General features: G+C 73.6%; 15 protein-coding genes. 8 read left to right on the forward strand and 7 right to left on the reverse strand.

The window, feature by feature from the left end; genetic code table 11:
* Nucleotides 1–7 precede the first annotated feature (7 nt).
* Nucleotides 8–790 (forward strand): TetR family transcriptional regulator, encoded by a 783-nt coding sequence (locus AB0M28_RS16940; RefSeq protein WP_365404602.1) that lies wholly within the window; start codon nucleotides 8–10, stop codon nucleotides 788–790.
* 77 nt (nucleotides 791–867) lie between these two features.
* On the opposite strand, the gene AB0M28_RS16945 is transcribed toward AB0M28_RS16940, so the two are convergent.
* Both AB0M28_RS16945 and AB0M28_RS16950 read right to left on the reverse strand, forming a co-directional pair.
* Nucleotides 868–1,794: a transglutaminase-like domain-containing protein gene (locus tag AB0M28_RS16945; RefSeq protein WP_365404605.1), complete on the reverse strand. Its 927-nt coding sequence runs from the start codon at nucleotides 1,792–1,794 to the stop codon at nucleotides 868–870.
* A gap of 136 nt (nucleotides 1,795–1,930) precedes the next feature.
* Nucleotides 1,931–2,449 (reverse strand): MarR family transcriptional regulator, encoded by a 519-nt coding sequence (locus tag AB0M28_RS16950; protein WP_365404608.1) that lies wholly within the window; start codon nucleotides 2,447–2,449, stop codon nucleotides 1,931–1,933.
* A 70-nt stretch (nucleotides 2,450–2,519) separates the two neighbouring features.
* Between AB0M28_RS16950 and AB0M28_RS16955 the strand changes: the two genes are divergently transcribed.
* Both AB0M28_RS16955 and AB0M28_RS16960 read left to right on the forward strand, forming a co-directional pair.
* Nucleotides 2,520–3,773: an MFS transporter gene (locus AB0M28_RS16955; RefSeq protein WP_365404611.1), complete on the forward strand. Its 1,254-nt coding sequence runs from the start codon at nucleotides 2,520–2,522 to the stop codon at nucleotides 3,771–3,773.
* 43 nt (nucleotides 3,774–3,816) lie between these two features.
* On the forward strand, nucleotides 3,817–4,437 hold the full coding sequence (locus AB0M28_RS16960) for a DUF6058 family natural product biosynthesis protein (protein ID WP_365404614.1): 621 nt from the start codon (nucleotides 3,817–3,819) through the stop codon (nucleotides 4,435–4,437).
* Nucleotides 4,438–4,674: 237 nt separating this feature from the next.
* On the opposite strand, the gene AB0M28_RS16965 is transcribed toward AB0M28_RS16960, so the two are convergent.
* The gene (locus AB0M28_RS16965; protein WP_365404617.1) at nucleotides 4,675–5,634 is read right to left on the reverse strand and encodes a YafY family protein; all 960 of its coding nucleotides are present in this window, start codon (nucleotides 5,632–5,634) and stop codon (nucleotides 4,675–4,677) included.
* A 62-nt stretch (nucleotides 5,635–5,696) separates the two neighbouring features.
* Between AB0M28_RS16965 and AB0M28_RS16970 the strand changes: the two genes are divergently transcribed.
* From AB0M28_RS16970 to AB0M28_RS16985, 4 genes are all read left to right on the forward strand, one after another.
* Nucleotides 5,697–7,229: an MFS transporter gene (locus tag AB0M28_RS16970; protein WP_365404620.1), complete on the forward strand. Its 1,533-nt coding sequence runs from the start codon at nucleotides 5,697–5,699 to the stop codon at nucleotides 7,227–7,229.
* Nucleotides 7,230–7,591: 362 nt separating this feature from the next.
* Nucleotides 7,592–8,560: a sigma-70 family RNA polymerase sigma factor gene (locus AB0M28_RS16975; protein ID WP_365404623.1), complete on the forward strand. Its 969-nt coding sequence runs from the start codon at nucleotides 7,592–7,594 to the stop codon at nucleotides 8,558–8,560.
* Nucleotides 8,561–8,647: 87 nt separating this feature from the next.
* Nucleotides 8,648–10,078 (forward strand): DHA2 family efflux MFS transporter permease subunit, encoded by a 1,431-nt coding sequence (locus AB0M28_RS16980; RefSeq protein WP_365404626.1) that lies wholly within the window; start codon nucleotides 8,648–8,650, stop codon nucleotides 10,076–10,078.
* Between the two features lie 134 nt (nucleotides 10,079–10,212).
* Nucleotides 10,213–10,857 (forward strand): DUF6069 family protein, encoded by a 645-nt coding sequence (locus AB0M28_RS16985; RefSeq protein WP_365404630.1) that lies wholly within the window; start codon nucleotides 10,213–10,215, stop codon nucleotides 10,855–10,857.
* 29 nt (nucleotides 10,858–10,886) lie between these two features.
* Here the strand turns inward: AB0M28_RS16985 and AB0M28_RS16990 are convergent, their stop codons facing one another.
* The 3 genes from AB0M28_RS16990 to AB0M28_RS17000 all read right to left on the reverse strand — a co-directional run bounded on the left by AB0M28_RS16990 (nucleotide 10,887) and on the right by AB0M28_RS17000 (nucleotide 14,944).
* The gene (locus AB0M28_RS16990) at nucleotides 10,887–11,969 is read right to left on the reverse strand and encodes a DUF4328 domain-containing protein (protein WP_365404633.1); all 1,083 of its coding nucleotides are present in this window, start codon (nucleotides 11,967–11,969) and stop codon (nucleotides 10,887–10,889) included.
* 96 nt (nucleotides 11,970–12,065) lie between these two features.
* The gene (locus AB0M28_RS16995) at nucleotides 12,066–14,555 is read right to left on the reverse strand and encodes a DUF4132 domain-containing protein (RefSeq protein WP_365404636.1); all 2,490 of its coding nucleotides are present in this window, start codon (nucleotides 14,553–14,555) and stop codon (nucleotides 12,066–12,068) included.
* Nucleotides 14,552–14,944, reverse strand: a complete 393-nt coding sequence (locus AB0M28_RS17000) for a hypothetical protein (protein ID WP_365404639.1) — start codon at nucleotides 14,942–14,944, stop codon at nucleotides 14,552–14,554. The genes AB0M28_RS16995 and AB0M28_RS17000 overlap by 4 nt, the downstream gene beginning before the upstream one ends.
* A 101-nt stretch (nucleotides 14,945–15,045) precedes the next feature.
* Between AB0M28_RS17000 and AB0M28_RS17005 the strand changes: the two genes are divergently transcribed.
* Nucleotides 15,046–17,406: a DUF4132 domain-containing protein gene (locus tag AB0M28_RS17005; protein WP_365404642.1), complete on the forward strand. Its 2,361-nt coding sequence runs from the start codon at nucleotides 15,046–15,048 to the stop codon at nucleotides 17,404–17,406.
* A gap of 93 nt (nucleotides 17,407–17,499) precedes the next feature.
* On the opposite strand, the gene AB0M28_RS17010 is transcribed toward AB0M28_RS17005, so the two are convergent.
* A complete protein-coding gene (locus AB0M28_RS17010) occupies nucleotides 17,500–20,049 on the reverse strand; it encodes an MMPL family transporter (protein WP_365404645.1) in 2,550 nt (849 codons plus the stop codon).
* Nucleotides 20,050–20,151: the final 102 nt, after the last annotated feature.

The raw sequence follows: 20,151 nt of genomic DNA on the forward strand, positions 1-20,151 counted from the left end.
TCGACCCATGAAGGCGGAAGCCGACGCGGCAGCGAACACCGGACCGGCCCCCGACGCGGATGCGGGGGCCGGCCGTTCCGCGCCCCCTTCGCAGACGCCGGCCCGTACCAAGGGCGAGGAGACCCGCGCGCTCATCCTCGAGACGGCGATGCGGCTCTTCCAGGAGCGCGGGTACGAGAAGACCACGATGCGGGCCATCGCGGCCGAGGCGGGCGTCTCGGTCGGCAACGCGTACTACTACTTCGACTCCAAGGCCGCGCTGATCACCGGCTTCTACGACCGGATGTCCCACGAGCACGCTGCCGACGCGCGCGCCCGGATGGAGGGCGTGAAGGACTTCAACGAGCGGCTGAACATCGCGGTGCTGTCCTGGGTGGACTGCGCGGCGCCGTACCACGAGTTCGCCGCGCAGTTCTTCAGCACGGCGGCCGATCCGGACAGTCCGCTCAGCCCGTTCTCCGACGAGTCGCACCCGGCGCGGGCGGAGGCCGTACAGATCTTCCGCGAGGTGCTGGACGGCTCGCAGCTGGGGCCGAAGGTCGACGCGGAGCTGCGCGGGCTGCTGCCGGACCTGCTCTGGCTGCACCTGATGGGGGTCGTCCTCTACTGGGTCTTCGACCGCACGGAGGACACCGAGCGCACCCGCGCCTTCGTCCGCCGGCTGACGCCGGTGGTGGCCAAGGTGGTCCGCCTGACGCGCTATCGCGCGTTCCGTCCGCTGGTGCGGGACGCGGTGGGGCTGATGGAGGAGTTCGTGATCCCGAAGGTGCGGGCGGGCGCGAAGCTCTGACCGTCTGTCCGTCTGACCGTCTGTCCGTCTGTCCGTCTGGCCGTCTGGCCGTCTGGCCGTCTGGCCGTCTGGCCGTCCTACGGCTGGGCGTCGGCCCGCAGCAGGACCTGGACGTCGCCCGCGTGCGCCGTGTGGGAGACGATCATCCGCGCCGGGCGCAGGCCCTCGTGGGCGAGGTAGAGCTCGCGCAGGCCCGCGAACTCCCCCGAGGACGTCGCCCGGGCCGCCGCGTCCAGCAGGGCGTAGTCCGCCGCGCCCATCAGCTCGGGGACCGCCTCCGCCAGCCCCCAGCCGTCCCACGGCAGCACCTCGACGCGGTTGAGGGCGGCGAGGTCCTTGAGCAGGTTGGCCAGCACCTCGGGCAGTCCGCGCAGCGCGGGCAGGTGGCTCACGCCGAAGGTCTGCGGATCGCGCCGGCCCGTACGGCAGGCGCGCCAGGCGTCGCCCGCCACCAGGAACCGGTCCCGGGGGACCCGCAGCGGGTCGAAGGACACGGCGTACCCCTCCTTCTCGGTGCGCGCGGCGACCGGGTCGGAGAACAGCTGCGCGTCCGCGAGCGTCCAGCCGCGCTCGTCGTCCCAGTACTCCGTCACCCAGTGGTCCTCGTGGAAGCCCTCGATGAAGTACGTCGCGAACCCGCAGCGGATCCGCGCGGGCACGCCGGCGCGCCGCAGCAGGGCGCTGTGCAGCAGGGAGAAGTCGCGGCAGGTGCCGACGAACCGGTCGGCGAGCGGGCGCGGTTCGGTCAGGGGCGAGGGGTTGCGCGCGAGGACGAGGCGCAGGATGTCCGCCGCGTACCGGGTGTCGGGTTCGGCGTCCAGCCGGCCGTCCGGCAGCTCCACCTCGAACCGCCAGGACACCTCGGCCCGGTGCAGCACCAGGCCGCGGACCAGCCCCGCCAGCTCCCCGGGGTCCGCGGGCAGCCCGTCGAGCTCCGGGAGGGCACCCGGGTCCGAGGCGGAGCTCGGGCGGAGGTAGAAGGCGCGTTCGGCGTCGGTCAGCATCGGCGTACTCCCGGACCAGCGGCAGCGATCTGATCAGGCTGACAGGAATTCGGCGAATTGTTCAAGGAGCCGTCGGGCCTCTTGACCTTCCCGATAGGGTCGATCCCTTTGCGTGTACGGGGCAGTGGTCCCGCTCCTACGTGGGGCGGTCCCGCCCGGCCTCGTCGCGCTCGGCCTCCACCATCACCCGGCGCAGGAGTGCGGACAGTTGCCCCCGTTCGGCCTTGCTGAGGACGCCGAGCAGCCGCTCCTCCTCGTGGCCGAGCATGCCCAGCGCCTCCCGCCACGCCTTCTCCCCCGCGCTCGTCCATCGCACGTCGACGCGGCGGCGGTCGGCGGCGGAGGGTGTACGGCGGACGAAGCCGCGGTGCTCGAGGGCGTCGAGGCGGCCGGTGACGGACGCCGGGGCGAGGCCCAGGTCGCCGGCCAGCTCGGAGGGCGTGGCCCGGCCGCGGCGGCCGGCGAGCTTGTGCAGGGTGTCGAACTCGTGCCGCTCCAGGCCGGTGGCCTTGAGGGACCGTTCGCGGGCGCGGCGCAGATGCTTGGTCAGCAGCATGGCGCGGGTGACGGTGCCCTCGACGTCCGGGTCGAGGTCCGGCAGGACGGGCAGCCAGCGTTCGACGTGGTCGTCGGTCCAGTCGCGGGGGGCGGGCATGGCGTCATGGTAGCGGCCTCCCGTCGATAATTCGTTGACGAATTATTCGGCGCCGAAGTAGTTTGCGGTCATGCCTGCCACCGCGAAGCCCCAAGACGCCGCCGCCGTCCACCCGTTGCGTACGCGGCCCTTCCAGCTCGTGTTCGCCAGCCGTGCGCTGGCGCTGCTGGGCGACGCCGTCATCCCCGTCGCGCTCGCCCTCGCCGTACTGCGGATCACCGGCTCCAGCAGCGATCTGGCGCTGCTGCTCGGGTGCGCGCTCGTACCCCGGCTGCTGCTCCTGCCCGTCGGCGGGGTGGCCGGCGACCGCTTCGACGTGCGGACGGTCGCCGTGGTCACCGCGCTCGTACGGGCCGCGGCCCAGGTCTTCGTCGGCGTACAGCTGCTCGGCGGGGAGCCGCGGCTGTGGGAGCTGGCCGCGGCGGAGGCGGTCGGCGGGGTGGCGACGGCGTTCGCCCAGCCGGCGTTCTCGCCGCTGGTCATCGGGACCGTGCCGGGGCCGGGTCGGCAGCAGGCCAACGCCGCCGTCGGGGCCGCGGCCAGCGCGGCGCGCCTCGGCGGGCCGGGGCTGGCGGCGGTGCTGGTGTTCGGGGCGCAGCCGGGGTGGGCGTTCGTCGCGGTGGGGCTCGGCTTCGCGCTGAGCGCGGCCCTGCTGGCGCCCGTGCGAGTGCCCCATGTGCCCGGGGAGCGGCGGGCGTTCGCCACCGATCTGCGGCAGGGCTGGCGGGAGGTGCGCTCGCGCGACTGGTACTGGAGCAGCCTGATCGCGCACGCCGTGTGGAACGGCGGCGCCGCGGTGCTGGCCACGCTCGGGCCGGTCATCGCCGAGCGGGAGCTGGGCGGCGAGGGCGTCTGGGTGGTCATGTCGGTGGTCGCCGGGGCCGGGCTGCTGCTGGGGTCGCTGCTGGCGGGCCGGGCGCGGCTGCGCAATCCGGTGCTGGCGGGGAACGCCGTGCTCGCCCTGTACGCCGCGCCGCTGGCGCTGCTGGCGGTGCCCGCGCCGGCGGCGGTGGTCGTACCGGTGTACGGGCTGGCGATGGCGGGGCTGGGGTTCCTCAACCCGGTGTGGGAGACGGCCGTCCAGCAGGCGGTGCCGGCGGAGGTGCTGGCGCGGGTGGTGTCGTACGACTGGCTGGTCTCGCTCGCCGCGATGCCGCTCGGCTATGTGCTGGGGCCCCTGGCTGCGGAGGCCTGGGGGCCCGGCGTGCCGCTGGCGGTCGCGGCGGCGCTGGTGGGCGGGTCGTGTCTGGGGACGGCGCTGGTGCCGGGGGTGCGGGCGTTCTCGCTGCGGCCCGCGGAGCGGGTTGTCAGTGGGGTGGCCTAAGGTCGTGGTTGCAACACTTGTTCGGCCTGTACGGGGAGGACCGATGCCGACGACGGACCTGCGGGCGGCGGTGACCGCGCGCTACACCGAGGTCAACGGGGAGCATCCGATGACCGCGGCCGACGACGCCTATGTGAGCGCGCAGTTCACGGTGCTCGAGGAGCTGTGCGCGACGCGCGGCCGGGACGCGGCCGAGGTACGGGAGCTGATGCTGGCCGGCCGGCTGCCGCTGCCCGCGTATCTGCGCTCGGACGGCGCGGAGATGGTGCCGGTGGACTACTTCGCGCTGGCGGACCGCGCGGGCGGCGTGGACGCCCTGCGCGCGTGGTTCACCGCGCACTGGGCGGACCCGGCCCGGGGCGCGGAGGAGTGGGAGGCGTACCTCAGCGGCCGGTACGTGTGCCTGGTGTCGGTCACACCGACGACGATCCAGCGCAAGGACCAGCTGGTCGCAGCGATAGAGACGACCCTCGCGACCCCGGCCCCGCAGTCCCCGGAGTGGCTACGGGACCTGCACGCCCTGGTGGACGAACTCCACGTCCTGGAACCGTCGTTCACGCAGTACGACCGCCTCCGCTTCGGCGGCCCGACATCACGCGACCGCTGCATAACGGCGGTCCGCGAACGCTACCCGCGCCGCTCGTCGAGCCCGTCGGGCGTCTGACACGGAGACGCCCAGCGCCCGCGGCCAGGCATTCGGGCGGAGGGCCACCCCCAGCCCGTCCGGCGTTTGAGGACGAGGCGCGCAGCGCCGACACACCGGCGGCCAGGCACGAGGGCGGAGGGCCCAAACCCAGCCCGTCCGGCGTTTGAGGACGAGCGCCGCAGGCGCGATGCGGGCGCAGCCCGCGACGGGGGGCCGGGGGCGGAGCCCCCGCAGCGGGAGGTGAGGGACGGACGCTCACCCCACCGCGCGGGTGACGCGCGCCGCGAGCTCGCGGAGGTGCTCGCCGAGCGCCGCCGGCTCATGGACGGTGAAGTCGCACCCGAGCATCGCCAGCCGATACCCCACCCACTCCAACGCCTCCGCCTCCATCCGCAACCGGCACGCATCCTCCCCCACACGCTCCAGATGCGACGCCGCATCCCCGAGCCGGGGAGCGATCTCCCGATAGGGAGCGTGCAGCGTGACGTCCACGCGATACGACGCCCCCTCCCGAGTCATCCGCGAGGCGATGAACGCGGCAGGGTCCTTCGCGGGCAGCGACCGCGCAGCGAACCGCACACCCGTGAGGAACGGCTTCGTGACCCGGTCCACCCGGAACACCCGCCAGTCCGCACGGTCGTCGTCCCACGCCACGAGGTACCACTTGCGCCCCGCCGACACCAGCCCGTGCGGCTCGACCAGCCGCTTGCTCTCCGCCCCGTCCCCCGCCCGATAGCCGAAGCGAAGCCTCTCCCGCGAGGCGGACGCCGTGGCCAGCGTCGTGAGCACCGCGGGGTCGATGCGCGGACCCTGCCAGCGGTTGAGGGAGGACGTCGCCGACCCCAGCGCCTTCACCCGCCGCCGCAGCCGCGACGGCAGCACCTGCTCGAGCTTGGCCAGCGCCCGTACCGACGCCTCCTCCACGCCCTCCACCTCGTGCCCCGCCGCGCTGCGCAGACCGACGGCGATGGCCACCGCCTCGTCGTCCTCCAGCAGCAGCGGCGGCATGGCGGTGCCGGCCACCAGCCGGTAGCCGCCGACGGCGCCCATCGACGCCTCCACCGGATAGCCGAGATCGCGCAGCCGCTCGACGTCCCGGCGCACCGTCCGCGTCGTCACGCCGAGCCGCTCGGCCAGCTCGCTTCCCGGCCATTCCCGGGGTGTCTGCAGCAGTGAGAGGAGCTGCAGCAGCCTCTTCGGAGTCTCCGTCGTCATGTTTTCCAGACTGCCCGCCAACTAGGACCGAACCTGTCCTACATGGGGTCTAGCTTAGAGGCATGACCTCAAAAGACACCCTCGAAGCCACGAACGGCAAGGACGCCGCGGCCGCCGACCGGCGCCGCTGGATCGCGCTCGCCGTCCTGCTGACGGCCTCGTTCATGGACCTGGTGGACGCGACGATCGTCAACATCGCGCTGCCGTCCATCCAGCGGGACTTCGGCTCCACGTTCAGCACGCTGCAGTGGGTGACCGCGGGCTACGCCCTCGCGTTCGCCATCGGTCTGATCACGGGCGGCCGCCTCGGCGACATCTACGGCCGGCGGAAGGTCTTCCTGCTCGGTGTCGGCGGGTTCACGCTGGCCTCGCTGCTGTGCGGCATCGCCGCCGACCCGGGGATGCTGATCGCATCGCGGCTGCTGCAGGGCGCGATGGCCGCGCTGATGGTGCCGCAGGTGCTGAGCATCATCCACGTCACGTTCCCCGCGCACGAGCGCGGCAAGGTCTTCGGGATGTTCGGCGCGGTCGTCGGCCTCGGCGCGGTCTCCGGCCCGCTGCTGGGCGCGCTGCTCACCGAGTGGGACATCGCGGGGCTCGCCTGGCGCCCGATCTTCCTGATCAACCTGCCGGTCGGGATCGCCGGCGTGATCCTCGGCCGCCGCTTCATCCAGGAGTCGAAGGCCCCGCACGCGCTGCGCCTGGACCTGGTCGGCATGCTGCTGGTCACGCTCGGCTTGCTGGCGCTGCTCTACCCGCTGACCACGGGCCGCGAGCACGACTGGCCGGTGTGGGGCTTCGTCTCGATGGCCGCGAGCCTGCCGGTGCTGGCCCTGTTCGTCGCGTACGAGCGCTACAAGGGCCGTAAGGACGGCTCGCCGCTGGTGGAGCTCGGGCTGTTCAAGGTGAAGAGCTTCGCGGCCGGCATCGGCGTGCAGATCGCCTTCTCCACCACGATGGGCATCTTCTTCCTGGTCTGGACGCTGTACATGCAGCTGGGCCTGGGCTGGTCGGCGCTGCACGCGGGTCTGACCGGGGTTCCGTTCTCGATCGCGTGCTCGGCCGCGGCCGGCATGTCGGTGGGCAAGCTCGCCCCCCGCCTCGGCGCCCGGCGCACGCTGCAGACCGGCGCGCTGACGATGGCCGCGGGCGCCCTCGTCTACCTCGGCTTCGCGGAGCGGTACGGCGCGGGCATCGCGTCCTGGCAGATGGCGCTGCCGTTGGTGCTGATGGGCGCGGGCATGGGCCTGGTGTTCGCGGTGCTGACGGACGCGGTGCTCTCCGAGGTCCCGCAGCAGCACGCGGGTTCGGCCTCGGGCCTGATCAACACGACCAACCAGATGGGCTTCGCCCTGGGCCTGGCCTTCACCTCGGTGGCGTACTTCTCGGTCGTCGACGACCGGATCGCGGTGGAGCGGGCGGGTGCCTTCGTCACGGCCTTCGGGCACGCGATGTGGTGGGTCGCGGGGATCCTCGGCGTCGTCTTCCTGCTGATGTTCGCCCTCCCCAAGCGCACGGCATCCGCGCACACGGAGGCGCCGGCGGAGTCCGCCGAGGCCCAGGAGGAGGAGCGGGAGCTCGTCGCGGCGGGGTGACACCGAGGTCACGGCGCGACAGGCGAAGGGCGGCGGGTCCGACGGACCGGCCGCCCTTCGGCGCGTACGGCGGCCTCAGCCCTCGACCAGGTTCACCAGGGGGAACGCGATCGGCCGGCCCCTCGGCACGGTGCAGGTCCGCTCGGCGTGACCGCCGAACGTCCCGGCCAGGAACCAGATGTCGTCCGGCTGGTTGCGCGCGCAGTCCGCACCGCTGTCGTCGGTGACGGGGTTGGTCGCCTCCGGTTCGCCGGCGGCCCACTCCCACCACCGGCTCGGCGGCGGACGGCGATGAGTTCGCGGTCGTGGGCGGGTCTTGATTCGGGGATGCCCTGCCCGTAACGACGTGTCTGGAGGCGACCATGGCGGACCGCGAGGACTTCGCGCGGCTGGCCGATCCGTACCGGGGGGAGTTGCTCGCCCACTGCTACCGGATGCTCGGGTCCGTGCACGACGCCGAGGACCTGGTGCAGGACACGTACGTACGGGCGTGGCGGGCGTTCGACCGGTTCGAGGGGCGGGCGTCGGTACGGGCCTGGCTGTACCGGATCGCGACCCGTGCCTGTCTGACCGCGCTGGAACGCCGCGGGCGCCGGCCGCTGCCGTCGGGGCTGGGCGCACCTGGGGCGTTCCCGGAGCTGGGCGCGGGTCCGGTCGTCGACGCGGTGGAGTGGCTGGAGCCCTATCCGGGCGGCGGGCCGGACGATCCGGCGACGGCCGTGGCCGCACGGGAGAGCGTGCGGCTGGCGTTCGTCGCGGCGCTGCAGCATCTGCCCGCGCGGCAGCGCGCCGTACTGCTGCTGCGGGAGGTGCTGGGGTGGTCCGCCGCCGAGGTGGCGACACTGCTCGACACCTCCACGCCCGCCGTCAACAGCGCGCTGCAGCGCGCCCGGGCGCAGCTGCGGGCGGTCGCGCCGCAGGAGGACGACACCGCGCCGGTGCTGTCCGACGAGGCGGCGCAGGGGTTCCTCGAGCGGTACGTGGAGGCGTTCGAGAAGGCCGACGTGGCGGGCCTGGTGGCGCTGATGCGCGAGGACGTGGTGGTGGAGATGCCGCCGACGGCGGTGTGGTTCCGGGGCCGGCGGGACGCGGAGGTGTTCTTCGGCGGGAGGGTGTTCCGCTTCGGCCCCGGGTACTTCCGGCTGCTGCCCGTCACGGCCAACGGACAGCCGTCGTTCGCGACGTACGCCCGCACGGAGCACGGGCGTTACGAGGCGCACACGCTGCAGGTGCTGGAGCTGGGCGCGGGCGGCTTCGCCCGGATCACCGCGTTCCGCGACCGGCCGTCATACTTCACGCGCTTCGGGCTCCCCGAGGTGCTGCCGGACTGATCCGTCCGCCGTCGTGCGATGAGTCGGACCCTCCTCGCGGGTCTCATTCCCGTCAACTCACCGGGTACGAAGCGGGAGACCGAAGCAATGCCGTACGACGAATCGAAACGCCACCGGACGTGGACGCTGCTGCTGGCGTCCCTCGGTGGCTTCATGGCCACCCTGGACACGCTGGTGGTGGCCACCGCACTGCCCGTGCTGCGCGTCGATCTGGGCGCGAGCCTCGCCGATCTGGAGTGGACGGTCAACGCCTACAACCTCGCCCTCGCCTGCCTCATCCCCACCGCCGCCGCCCTCGGCGACCGGCTGGGACGGCGGCGGGTGTTCGTGACGGGGCTGGCCGTGTTCACCGCCTCCTCCGCCGCCGCCGCGCTGGCGGGCGGCGCCGGAGCGCTGATCGCCGCGCGCGCCGTGCAGGGCGCGGGCGCGGCGCTGATCCTGCCGCTGACGCTCACGCTGATCAGCGACGCGTTCCCGGCCGAGAAGCGGGGGCTGGCCATCGGCCTGTGGGGCGGGGTCAGCGGCGTGGCCGTCGCGGCCGGACCGCCGGTCGGCGGGGCGATCCTGGAGGGCATCAGCTGGCAGTGGATCTTCTGGCTGAACGTGCCGGTCGGGCTGGCGCTGATCCCGCTGTCGCTGCTGAGGCTGCGCGAGAGCCGCGGCCCGCGTCCGCAGCTGGATCCCGCCGGGCTGGTGCTGGCCGGGGCCGGGCTGTCCGCGCTGACCTGGGGGCTGGTCCGGGCGCCGGGCAGCGGCTGGGGCAGCACGGAGGCCGTCCTCACGCTTGCCGCCGGGGCGCTGCTGCTGGCGGCGTTCCTCGGCTGGGAGCGGCGGGCGCCGTCGGCGATGCTCCCGCTGGGGTTCTTCCGGCGGCGGGACTTCAGCGCGGCGAACGGGGTCGCGTTCCTGCAGCTCGTCTCGCTGTTCGGGGCGCTGTTCATGTTCGTCCAGCTGATGCAGACCGCGCTGCGGTACTCCCCGCTCGAAGCGGGCGTGCGCATCCTGCCGTGGACCGCGACACCGGTCGTCGTGGCGCCGCTGGCCGGTGCGCTGGCGGACCGGATCGGCAACCGGCCGCTGCTGGTCGGCGGGATGGCGCTGCAGGCGGCGGGGCTGGCCTGGGTCGCCTCGGCGGCGGGCGTGGACGCGTCGTACGGCGACCTCGTGGGCGGGCTGGTCACCGCGGGCGTGGGCATCTCCATGTGCCTCGCGCCCGTCGCCAACGCCGTGGTCGGTGCGGTGCCGCCGGCCGAGGCGGGCGTGGCGTCGGGCGTGAACAACGCCGTACGGCAGCTCGGCGGGGCGGTGGGCGTCGCCGTGGCGTCGGCGGTCTTCGCGCACAGCGGCGGGTACGCCGACGCCCGGTCGTTCCTCGACGGCTTCACCCCGGCGGTCTGGGTCACGGCGGGGGTGGCGGCGCTCGCGGTCCCGGTGGCGCTGTTCACGGCGCGGCCCGCCGCGCCCGCGCCGGCGCCGGACGTCGGGGCTGAGGACCGGGGGCGGCGGGCGGTGGTGTGAGGCGGGGTGCCGCCCTCCCGGGCCGGGTGCCGCCGACATGCGGGCGGTGGCACCCGGGGCTATAAGTGCTGGTAGCCAAGGCGGCGGCCCGGTGGGCGGCGGCTGGACCAACACGAGACCCCCGGGAGACCGCCGTGCCCCCAGCCGAATCGCCGTCGCCCTATGAGCCCCGGCCGCAGTCCGGGGAGTACGGCTCGTCGTCGCCGTCGTACGGATCGTCCCCGTCGTACGGCGGATACGACGGCCAGCCCGCCCCGTACGACGGCCACGCCGCCTCGTACGACGGTTACTCCGCTCCGTACGACGGCTACTCCGCCCCGTACGACGGCTACTCGGACGGCCACGTCCAGTCGGCCCGGCCCCGCGTCGACGCCGGGCGGCTCTGGGCCGGGGGCGTGATCACCGCGCTGGTCGCGGCGCTGACCGCGCTCGTCGCGCTGGTGCTCGTACGGGGCGTGTTCGGGCTGTCCGTCTTCGCGCCCGAGGGCGACGGGGCGATGGGCGACGCCACCACCGGCGTCCTCGCGATCGGCTCCGCGGTGGCCGCGCTCGCCGCGACGGCGGTGCTGCACCTCCTGCTGCTCGTGGCGCCGCAGCCGGGCCGGTTCTTCGCCTGGATCATGACGCTGGCGACGGCCTTCATGGTGCTGCTGCCGTTCACCCTGTCGGCCGACACCGACGCCAAGCTGGCCACGGCGACGGTGTACCTCGCGATCGGCGTCACCATCGGCGCGCTGCTGTCGGCCGTGGCCCGCAGCGCGGTCCGGCCCGCGCGGTAGGGCCGCGGGGCCGGGGTGCGGGCCGTCGGTCAGTAGGAGGGCCCCTGCGGGTAGCCGCCCTGGACGGGGTAGGGCGGGATGCCCGAGCCGGGGGTCAGGCCGAGGCTGTGCTTGACCTCCTGCATGGAGGTGAGCTTGCGGACGAAGAGGATGGCGAGGACCGCCGCGGCGATGTCCAGCACGTCCGCGAGCATCATCTGGCCGATGGCGTCGCTCAGCGCGTCCGGCTCCTCCGCGTTGTTGTACGCGGTGGCGGAGAAACGGTCGATGATCGTCGAGGCGACGAACAGGGCCCACCAGCCGGTGACCAGACCCGTCTTGGCCACCTGCCACGTGCCGCCGGGCGGCGGCGGGGTGCTGGCCTGCCAGACGTCGTTGGCGATCTTCTTCGGGATGAAGAAATTGCCGATGGGGATGAACCAGCCGCCGATGGCCCAGCCCGGAGAGTGCCGCAGCACGGAGGCGTCGAACAGCTCCGCGTTCTTGCGGGCCTTGAAGAACCACACGATGAACACCACACCGGTGGCGACCAGGGCGATCAGCTGCAGCACGCCCGTCAGCCCGTACAGACCGTCCGCGGCGTCGATCTCGCTGTCCGTGGCGGTCTCGATCCGGTCCAGCAGGCTCCGCACGTGGGCGCCCGCGAAGAGCGAGAAGACGTCGGCCGCCATGCACAGCCCGAGCAGCGCGTACAGCGCCACGGCCAGCCCGCCGAGCCTGCTGAAGGAAGGCGGCGGGGGGTATCCGTACGCCGGCTGCCCGGCATAGGGCATGCCGTGCGGGGGCTGCCCGGCGTACGGCATGCCCGGCTGCGGCTGGCCCGCGTACGGCATCCCCGGCTGGGGCTGCCCGGCGTAAGGCGTCCCCGGCTGGGGCTGACCGGCGTACCCGGGCCCGCCCGGCTGCTGCGGCGGGGTCAGGTCGTACGGGGTCGTCCGGCCGTCGCGCGGGGTGTTGAACGCCGTCGGCGCCTCACCGAAGCCCGCCGGCTCCGGCGCGGGTGCGGACGGCGCGGCGTCCTTCGTGAGCGTGGGAGCTTCGGCCCCGGCGCAGTCGGCGCAGCGGCCGTCGGGCGTGGTGGCGGGCTGGTTGCCGCACGTGCTGCAGAGCATGTCGTCCCCCTGTTCGGCGCGGCCTCCCACCGCGATGGCGAGCGGAATCTACGTCAGCCGGAGTGGCCCCGTCCACCTCCGTGGCACGGCCATCTTTCACAGCTGGCTCACGATCGACGGATCGGTGATCGAATCGTCGTCGGCCAGCAGCATCGCCTTGCTGAGGATGACGGCGAGGGTCCGGTCGCCCTCGAAGGGCAGGTATCCGCCGCCGTCCGGCGTCGCTCCCCCGGCCTGCGGCACGATGCACAGATAGCGGTCCTGGGGGGCGATCAGGATGTTCCCGGAGCCCAGATGGATCTTGTACGTGTGCCGCCGCCCCTCGACGTACAGGAACCGGCCGTCGATCCGGCTGCGGTCGCGTATCGCGAGGCGCGGCAGCAGCCGGCCGAGCAGTTCGCGCCGGGTCTCGGCGGTCTGCGACAGCTCGCCGAAGCTGTACTCCGCCCAGTACTCGCGGTGGCGTCCGCCGGGGCCGCCGTCCTGCCAGGCCGGGTCGTTGCCGACGCTGGCGACGCCGACGAACAGGTCGACGTCGCGCAGGACTTCGCTGAGCACCACGGGCGGGATGTCGGCCAGGGGCAGGGGGTCGGCGGACAGGCCCTCACCCCACGTGTCGCGGCGGTAGCCCCCGCCGCCCGCGTGGGCGGTGTTGCCCCGCGACCCGGACGGGTAGAAGCGCACCTGGTCGGTGGCCAGCCGCAGATAGGTGCCGGGGGACGCCAGCTCGTGGTGGTCCACGCCCTCGACCCAGAACTCGGCCCGCAGCCCCCACTCGGGGAGCTCCCGCTCCGCCGGCGGGAACTCGTCGTCCACCGCCAGCCGCAGCTTGTCCCGCCAGCCGCGGGCCGCGGCCAGGGCGTGGAACTGGTGCTGGCGCAGGATGTGCGCCGCGAAGCGGTTGGAGTACGTGCCGGTGGCGCGCTCGGCGTCCGTCAGCACGTACACCTCGCGGTGGGCCTGCTTGAACGGCTGGGTGACGCCGTGCCGTTCGAGCCACGCGCGCCAGGCGAGCACCTCGTCCGTGTCACGGCCGACGGGATGCCACAGCTCGACCTCCGAGCCGTCCGAGGCGGCGACCGGAACGCCGTCCACGCCACGCAGCGCGCCGTCCGCGAAGCCGCAGGACGTGCCGTCCACGGTCCACAGCAGCCGTCGCGCGAGGGCGCCGACCAGGGGGTGGTCCAGGTGGCGCGCCCGCCAGACCCGGTACGTCCACTGCCTGCGGGCCGCGAACTGGCGGTCCAGGCGCTCGGACTGGGCGGTGAGCATCTTGTCGATGTCCTTCACCCGGGCCCTGAGCGCCTTCAACTCCTCGGCGTGGTCGCGGCGTACGGCGGCGGGCGGGCTCTTGACCGCCTTTCCAGCGGCGTTGCGCCAGCCCAGCACCGCCTTGCTCCCCTGTACGGCCAGCTCCGCCACGGCTCCGCCGAGTTCGTGCGTGCTGCTCCCCGCCCCGTTCAGCCCGTACGCCGGCACGGCCAGCTCCTCGACCTCGGCGCGGCTCAGCCCGAGCGCCTGAGCGCGGGCGTCCAGGGCGGTGTTGATCTGCTTCAGCGTCGTCCGGAACGTCACCCGGGCGGACAGCCGCGCCAGCTCCGCCAGCGCCTCCTCGCCGTCGATACGGCCGAGCGCGACGACACCGGCGCCCGCGACCCGGGGGCTGCGGGGTCCGACGCCGGGCACCTTCCGCAAGGAGGTCTCGACGAGGTGACCGAGGGCGCGCGCGGTGTCGGCGTGCGGCGGGAGGAAGGACAGCAGCCAGGCGATGCCGCGGAGCGCGTCCGCGTTGAACGGGTCGTAGGTGTCGTTCGCTCCCGCGTCATAGGTGTCGGTGAACGGGAGGGTGCGCGGGCGGCCCACCGGGACCAGCCAGGACACCAGACGCTCGCGTACGGCATCCGCGCCCAGTTCGCCGATCAGGGCCCGTGCGGCCTTCTCCCATCGGGCCGACGGCCTGGCGGCGGACGCGGTACGGGCATGGACCACCAGCCGCCGCCACGCCTCGCCCAGCGCGGGCAGCTCGGCGAGCACCGGATCGGACCACGCCTCGCCCGGGTTCAGTACCGGATCCGCAAGTCCGCTCACCAGCTCGGCCAAGGCGTCCTTGCCGTACCAGGCGGTGAGATGGCTACGGCGGATCACCGCGACGAACTCCGGCGGGAGCGCGCGGCCCTCGGCGAGTTCGAGCCGGGCGAGCCGCTGCAGCTGGTGGGTGTCCGTGAACACGTCGTGCCGGGCGGCGACCCGCATCCGCTCGGGGATGTGGTCCAGGGGCGACCGCGACGGATCGACGCGCAGCCGGCCGAGCAGGCGGACGATGCTGCGCTGCACGAAGATCCCCGCGCCGCCCGCCACCGCGTCGTGCCGGTCCAGCAGCGCGTCCGTCAGCCTCCCGTGGCACCCGTCGCCGAGCGCCCTCAGCTCCTTGAGTAGCCGCTCGATCACCGGCCGCGACTCCTCCCCGCCCCAGTCGTCGCCGCACCGCTCCCCGACCGCGAGCAGCTCGTCCACCAGCGGCTGCGGATCGCCCGCGCGCAGCGCGGTCATCGCGTCCGCCGGGCGCGGACCGGCCGGGGCCGTCATCCGCCCACCAGCGGTACCAGCTTCAGGAACGTGACCTCCGTGCCCAGGGGCAGCTCTATCTCCTCGTCCAGCTCCTCGATCTGGCGGTCCCCCACCAGCACCAGGAAGCCGTTGCGGCCGAAGGCGGCGACCGCCAGCCCGTACTGCTTCTCCGGGTCGATGCGGCGGCGCTCGCGCAGCGCGTAGCCGTTGAGCGTGCGCTCGGCGTCCGTGGGCTGGACCAGGCCCCGGAAGAACTCGGGCGTACGGGCGTTGTACTCCGCGACCTCCTGGAACACCCGGCGCCGGATCAGCTCGCGCAGCGTGAGCCGCTCCTCGGCGATGTCCAGCGCCCAGGCGTCGCCCCGGGTGCCCGCGGTCGTCTCGTCGACGAAGGTGACCGTTGTCATGAGGAGGACGGTAGGGGGCGGGTCTGACAACGCGAAGCCTCGCGGCAGGGGTTGCGGCCGGGCCGGGTCCGATGTCAGTGGGTGGCGATAGCTTCGGCGGCATGGAGAACGAGGAGGGGTCGGCCGCACGGCGCCGGGAGGCGATGCGGTCGCACGAGAGTGCCTGTACGGGGTGGGACGCACCGCCGTGGCACCTGCGCCAGGACCATCGCGGGCTGGGCTGGACGGTGGCCGAGGCCGAGAGCCTGTTGGGCCGTCTCGCCGGCGACGGCGCCGTGGTGACGCCGCACCGGTTCCGCGAGGGCTTCGTGTATCTGCTGCCGATACCGCTGACCGCCGCCGCAGAGGCGTCCGCGGCCGAGCGGGAGCGGCTGCGGCCGCTGCTGTCGGCGGTGCGCGCGCTGCTGCCGGGCCGCGCGTACAGCGACGCGGCGGTGCCCTTCCGCAACCGGATCGACGTGCTGCTCGGGGACGTCCCGCAGGACGGCGCCGGTCTGCGGGCGGACCTTCTCGACGACCTCGACGGCTACGGCCCCTCGATGCGCCGTGCCCACGCCGGACTGCTGTCCTCGCCCGGTGTGGCCGCCCTACTCGTCCACGCACGCTCGCTCGGACAGGTCCGGCCCACCAAGCGCTGGCAGAAGCGGGCGACCGAGCTGACCGCCGCGGCACCGCGCGGGGCCGAGGCGGTACGCGCACTCGTGACGGGTCTCGCGGCCCAGCCCGAGAACGAGGTCGTCACCTTCGCCCACTCCGAGGACGGCTGGCGCTTCGACGGCATCGTCAGCGACGGCAACGCCGTCCTCGCCCGCGGCCTGATCTGGATCGCCGCAGCCCTCGACGAGGCGTGGGTGGTGCCGGCCGTCGGGGAGATCGCGCGGAGCACCGGGACCGGGGTGGGCGGTTCCGGCGGCTGGTGCCGCAGCCAGCCCGTGGCGACCGGCGCGGCCGCCGCCCTCGGCAGCTTCGGCGGCGAGCAGGGCGCCCAGGCGATCCAGGCACTCGCCCGCGTCAAGGACAAGGTGCGCAACCGCACCGTGCTCAAGGGCGTCGCGCGCGCCGTCGCCGACATAGCCGAGCGCAGCGGGATCACGCCCGCGCAGCTGCGCGAGCGGTCGATACCGGACGCCGGCCTGGACGCGGCGGGCGTCCGGCGGGTCACGCTCGGCGCGTACACCGCGGTACTCGCCGTGACCCCGGACCGCGCCGCGGAGTTGAGCTTCCGCGGGCCCGCGGGAGCGGTGCTGAAGTCCGCCCCGAAACAGGTGCGTGAGGCGCACAAGGAGGAGCTGACCGGGCTCAGGGCGGAGCTGAAGCAGCTGCGCTCCCTGCTGGCCTCGGAGCGGCAGCGGCTGGAGGACCAGCTGGCCGCAGGGACCGTGTGGCCTGCCACGGACTGGCGGCGCTACTACCGCGACCACCCTGTGACGGGGGTGTTCACCCGCGCGCTGCTCTGGGAGTCCAGCGGCGACGGCGGCGGTACGTGGCAGGTCACACTGGGTGGCGACGGGGTGAAGGACGGCGATCTGGTCCGGCTCTGGCATCCGGTACGGGCCGGGTCCGGGGAGACCCTGGCGCTGCGGGAGGAGTTGACGGGGCGGGAGCTGCGCCAGCCCTTCAAGCAGGCGTTCCGCGAGATCTACCTGCTCACCCCGGCCGAGGAGGGCACCCGCGGCTATTCCAACCGCTTCGCGGCGCACCTCCTGCGCTATCCGCAGGCGCGGGCGCTGATGGTGGAGCGCGGCTGGCTGAGCCACGCGCTGGGCTACCACAGCGAGGGGTACGCGGCCGAGGCGGTGAAGGAGCTGCCGCCGGCCGGGCACCTGCCGGGCGCGCGGACGGAGTTCTGGCGGGCCCGCTTCTTCATCGAGCTGGTGGAGAGCGACGAGGAGCGGTGGGGCGTACCCGCGCTGTGCGCGACGGACCAGGTGCGCTTCGAGCGCCGGCGCGGTCCGCGCGGGGAGTGGACGGCCGCGGACGTCACCGAGGTACCGCAGCCGGCGCTCTCCGAGGCGCTGCGCGACGTCGACCTGTTCGTCGGCGTGGCCTCGATCGGCGCGGATCCGGAGTGGCACGACCGGGGCGCGGAGCGGACCCACGACTACTGGCGCCGCTACTCCTTCGGCGAGCTGGGCGAGTCGGCGCTGATCCGCCGGGAGGCGCTGGCGCGCCTGCTGCCCCGGACGAAGCTCGCGGACCGCACGGAGCTCGACGACCGCTGGCTGCGGGTGCGGGGCAGCCTGCGCACGTACCGGATCCATCTGGGCTCGGGGAACATCCTGATGGAGCCGGACGACGCGTATCTGTGCATCGTGGCCGACCGGGTGAAGGGGCGCTCCCCGGGCAAGGTCTTCCTGCCGTTCGAGGAGGGGATGCTGTCGGTGATCCTGTCGAAGGCGTTCCTGCTGGCGGACGACGCGCGCATCACGGACGAGACGATCCTGGGCCAGATATCCCGGTAGCCGGGCCCCGGGCGGGTGCGTCTCACGGGGGAAGACGCACCCGCCCGGGCGCTCACGCGGCGCGGGCTCACGCGGCGCGCGCGAGGCGCGGGCTCACTCGTCGAGCGTGATGCTCAGGTCCTGCTCCACCGCGCCCGTCCCCACCAGGACGTGCGCGCTCGCCGCGCCCAGCGCCGGCGAGGTGGCGACCAGGGTGTACGAGCCGCTGCCCGGCACCGCCATCTCATACCGGCCGTCCTCGCCGCTGCGCCCCTTGGCCAGCTGCCGCCCCGACGCGGAGAGCAGCGTGAGCGCGCACCGCGGCAGCGGCACCCCGAGCGAGTCGCGGATCGTGCCGCGGATGAGCGTCCCGCCCTGCCCGGATACGCCCGAGGACGGCGCAGCGGTCTTGGCCAGCAGGGCCGCACCGGAGGCGTCCGGAGCGGGCGCCCCCACCGGCACCAGCTCCCGCTCGGGCTCCGACGCCGGCACGTCCACGTCCGCCACCGCGTCCTCGGCGGGCTCCACCGCCACGTGCGGCAGCCGCTTGTCGAGCCAACCGGGCAGCCACCAGTTGGCCTTGCCGATCAGATGCATCGCGGCCGGCACCAGCATCGTCCGGATGATGAACGCGTCCAGCGCCACGGCCCCCGCCAGCCCGACACCGGCCATCACTCCGCCGATGTCCCCGGAGAGGATGAACGCCGAGAACACGCACACCATGATGAGCGCAGCCGAGTTGATCACCCGGCTGGACTCGGCGAGGCCGACTCGCACGGCACGGGCGTTGTCCCGGGTGTGCACCCACTCCTCGTGCATCCGGCTGACCAGGAACACCTGGTAGTCCATCGACAGTCCGAAGAGCATCGCCAGCATGATCACCGGCAGGAAGGAGTTGATCGGCACCTCGTCGCCGAGCCCGATCAGGGAGCTGCCCCAGCCCCACTGGAAGACCGCCACCAGCATGCCGAACGCGGACGCGGCGGCCAGCAGGTTCATCAGCCCCGCGGTCAGCGGCACGACGATCGACCGGAAGGCGAGCATCAGCAGGACGAAACCGAGCGCGATGATCACGCCGATGAACAGCGGCAGTTTGTCGGTGATGACGGCGGCGAAGTCCTTGTTGATGGCCGTCACCCCGCCGACGTGCACCTGGAGCGTCGAGCCCTGTTCGGCTTCCGGGACCACGGAGTCCCGCAGCCGGTCGATGAGTTCGTCGGTCTGCTTCGACTGCGGCGAGGTCTCCGGCACCACCTGTACGACGGTCAGCCGCGCCCCCTCCGGCACGGGCGGTGCGACGACCGCAGCCACGCCGTCGGTCTCCCGCACCTCGGCCACCAGCCGGTCCAGCGCCGCCCGGTCGCCGGCCGCGGGCACCTCGGCGACGAGCTGCAGCGGCCCGTTGAAGCCCGGTCCGAAGCCGTCGGCCAGCAGGTCGTACGCCTTGCGCGTGGTGGACGACTCGGGGTCGTTGCCCTGGTCGGTGGTGCCCAGGCGCAGGGAGAGCAGCGGCAGGGCGATGAGGATCATGACGGCGGTGGCGAGGGTGGCGAGGGTGCGCGGGCGGCGCTGCACGAGCGCCGACCAGCGCGCGGACCGCCCGGTGGCGGTCTCCGGCTCGGGCCCGTGCTCGGCCAGCCGGCGCCGCTGCCGCCGCGACAGCACCCGCGTCCCGAGGATGCCGAGCAGCGCGGGCAGCAGGGTGGTGGCCGCCGCCACGCCGAACAGCACGGTGACGGAGGACGCGATGGCGACGCCGTTGAGGAAGCTCAGCCCCAGCGTCAGCATGCCTAGCAGCGCGATGCATACGGTGCCGCCGGCGAACAGCACGGCCCGGCCGGCGGTGTTGAGCGCCCGTACGGCCGCCTCCTCCGGCTGGAGGCCGCGGCGCAGCCCGGTGCGGTGCCGGGTGACGATGAACAGGGCGTAGTCGATGGAGACGCCGAGGCCGATCAGCGAGCCGAGCAGCGGTGCGATGTCCGCCATGTCGAAGGTGTGGCTGAGCAGGCCGATGGTCATCAGCCCGGTGCCGATGCCGAACACGGCGCAGACGATGGGCAGCAGCATCGCGAACACCGACCCGAAGGCGATGGTGAGGATGACCGCGGCGGCGAGGATGCCGACGCCCTCGGCGAGTCCGCCCGGCGGCTCCTGGGTCTGCTGGATGGCCTGGCCGCCCAGTTCCACCTCGAGCCCGTCGACGTCGTCGCGCGGTTCCCGGGCGGTGTCGATGACCTTCTCGATGTTGCCCTTGTCGAGGTTGAACGCCTGCTCGGTGAAGACCACCTCGGCGTAGGCGATCCGTCCGTTCTCGCTGATCTGCGCGGCGCCGCTCTCGTCGTACGGGCTGCGCACCTCGCCCACTGACGGGACCTTCGCGACGGCGGTGAGGGCGGCGGTCATGGCGTCGCGGACGTCGGCGTCGCGGACGGTGCGGCCCTCGGGGACCTGCCAGACCACGGTGTCGGTGTCCCCGGCCGAGTCCGGGAACTCCTCCTTCAGCAGGTCGACGGCGTGGCTGGACTCGGTGCCGGGCAGTTCGAAGTCGTTGGCGTATTTGGTCCCCGCGGCGCTGCCGGCCAGGCCGACGCCCACGAGGGCGACGACCCAGAGCAGCAGCACCACGAACCGGTGCCGGAAGCAGAAGCGTGCCAGTGCGGCCACGGACGGTCTCCTTGGCGTGGGCGGAACGGATGAACGGCGAAACGGGCGTACGGCCCACGGCGAGCCGACTGTTCAAGGCTCAGCCCCGCCCGCCGCCATCCC

The sequence above is a fragment of the Streptomyces sp. NPDC051940 genome (assembly GCF_040680895.1).
In the GTDB taxonomy this organism is placed as follows: domain Bacteria; phylum Actinomycetota; class Actinomycetes; order Streptomycetales; family Streptomycetaceae; genus Streptomyces.